The following is a 2431-nucleotide window of genomic DNA, read 5'->3' on the forward strand; positions in this document are numbered from 1 at the left end:
AAGCTCATGATAGTTTTGTTTAAAAATAACCTATTATAAATGACCTAGGTTTCATAGATTTTTAGGTAAATAGAATCGTTTTTTGCGACAGATGTCGAAAACGGTCAAAAATTATTTCGCCCCATCGAATGTTGTCACTGAAGAATATTTTTTTGAAAGGAGGTGAAAAGTTCGTGCACTTCCGCCATATTATTATTTCAGGTTTGGCAGTTTGCGGTGCTTTGTTTTTACAGGACCATGCTTTTGCCGCGAAGAATGAAGTTAACGGTACACCCCATTCTTCCAATGAAGCGGTACAAGCTTCAGTTAAAGCGGAGCTTCCGGTTAAGGCTGAAAATGCCGTAACAAAGGAAAAAGTATCTGCTGCGGCCTCGGAGACTACTAGAAATTACGCGGATAAACAAAAGCCCTCACAGCAGGCTCCTTCTATAAAAAAAGCCTCTGTACCTAAACAGTCAGCGGCTAAAAAGGTAGTTGCTCCATTAAAGCAAATACCAGAGCAAGCGAAAGGGAGAGTCCAGTCAGCAATAAATAAGGCTGAAAAGACCGTGAAAAGTTCAGCGGCAAAAAAAGCAGCAGCTGTTCCGAATAAAAGCAAACCTGTAAAAAAGCAGCAGCAGGCTGTTAAAAAAGAGGCAAAGAGTTCTGTAAAACCATCTATCCATAAGGAAGATTTTATATCGGAAAGTAAAGCGCAGCCAATAAAGGTGACAGTAAAGCCTTTTAAGAAAAAGTCACCTGCATCGCCTAGACTCTCAAAACCGCTTGATCAGAAGAGGTTACCTAAAGGAAAGTACCCAGATGAAAATGGGAAGATTCCTGATGTTAATCAAATGTTGAATCAAACGCAGCGGACGAACGGATCTGGCGGATCACCAAACGACCGGGTCAGCAATGGCTTAGGCACAATAAGCATTGTGGATAAATGGTTTGATTGGAACCAACACTATGAAGCTCAATTGGTTCAGCCTTATCTTTCCCGGGTTGCGTTGTTGACGAATCAATGGGTGAATGCGCCGCCGTCACCGCCGCCGCAAATTGCTCCTATTTTTAAAAGTGTTTCCCAGAGCTAAAAGTCACGGAACATAATAAAAAAGGAGCGAATTTAAAAATGAAACATTATCTAAACCCAAATACAGTGGTAAAATCTTTCGTGTTAGCAGGAGCATTATCATTCGGTGTTTTCGCTGGAGGTCATTTAACTGATGCTGCAGGTCCGGATCATGGAAAAGCGAAACATTCTGAACATGTTAAAAGTGAGAATCATGTAAAGTTTCATGTAAAGCATGTTGAAAAAGTACAACATAAAGCAGAAGTTAAAGTACAAGTGAAAGTTGAAGCTAAAGAGGAGACTCAAGAAAAAGAGCATGCTAAGGTCAAGAAAGCCAGCAAATCACAGGCAAGTGTACATGCCAGCGAAACGGCAAAACTACATGCCGCTCCAAATTCTGCTGTTCATGGCAAAGGCGAAAAGACAGTAAAAGCGCCAGTTCAAGAGCCAGAAGAAAAGGCGGTTGAAGAGGAAATCAAAACTTCTGACACTGATGCCGTAACTGAAAAGGAAAAGGCTGAAGAAGTTGTGAAAACAGAAGATCAACACGATGCTGTGAAAGATGAACAAGGCGAAGATGTTGATTCTGAAAAAGCGGTAAAAGAAGATGAACAAGGTGAAGATGTTGATTCTGATGAAGCCGTAAAAGAAGATGAAGAAGCTGCAAAGGTCGAAGCTGATTCCACTGTTAAAGCAGAAGATAAAGAAGATAAGGATGAAGATTCTGATGCTTCAAAAATCAATTTCGATACTCATCCGATTATTGTAAAAACAAATAGTGATGATGAAGATGTCGTTCTTGAAGACGATTCAGATGACGATGCTGAAAAAGCTGTGGATGAAGACGAATCAGTTGAAACAGAAAAAGTAAACCCTTCTGCAGCTAACAAAGCCAAGTCACAAGCTAGCGCACACGCAAGCGAAGCAGCAAAAACTCATGCAGCAGCAAACTCTGCTGTACTAGCTGGTATCGCAGCGGTTGAAGACGTTAAAGTTGAAGAAGCACCAGAAGCCGTTGTTGAAAATGAAGCGACTGAAGAAGGAACTGCTGTAGAGACAGAAGAAACTACAGAAGTAACCGTTGAAAACAGTACTGAAGTAACAACAGAAGAGTCTGCTGAAAAAGCAACAGAAGTTGTAAGCGAAGATGAAGCAACTGAAAAAGCTGAAAGCGAAGACGAAGCAGTTGAAACAGAAAAAGTAAACCCTTCTGCAGCTAACAAAGCCAAGTCACAAGCTAGCGCACACGCAAGTGAAGTGGCAAAAGCTCATGCAGCAGCAAACTCTGCTGTACAAGCTGGTGAAAAAACTACTGAAGAAACTACAGAAGCGCCAGAAGCTGTTGTTGAAAATGAAGCGACTGAAGAAGAAACTGTAGTA

Annotated in this window: 2 protein-coding genes; both read left to right on the forward strand. The window is 41.3% G+C overall.

Going from position 1 to position 2431, the window contains the following annotated elements; translation table 11 throughout:
- The first annotated feature begins 173 nt into the window (after nucleotides 1-173).
- Nucleotides 174-1073, forward strand: coding sequence for a hypothetical protein (locus IE222_RS04665; protein ID WP_191270230.1), 900 nt, complete (start codon nucleotides 174-176; stop codon nucleotides 1071-1073).
- Between the two features lie 38 nt (nucleotides 1074-1111).
- The coding region (locus IE222_RS04670; RefSeq protein ID WP_191270232.1) for a hypothetical protein at nucleotides 1112-2431 on the forward strand (1320 nt) is incomplete at its 3' end.

This window comes from Neobacillus kokaensis, from assembly GCF_014656545.1.
Classification (GTDB): domain Bacteria; phylum Bacillota; class Bacilli; order Bacillales; family Cytobacillaceae; genus Neobacillus; species Neobacillus kokaensis.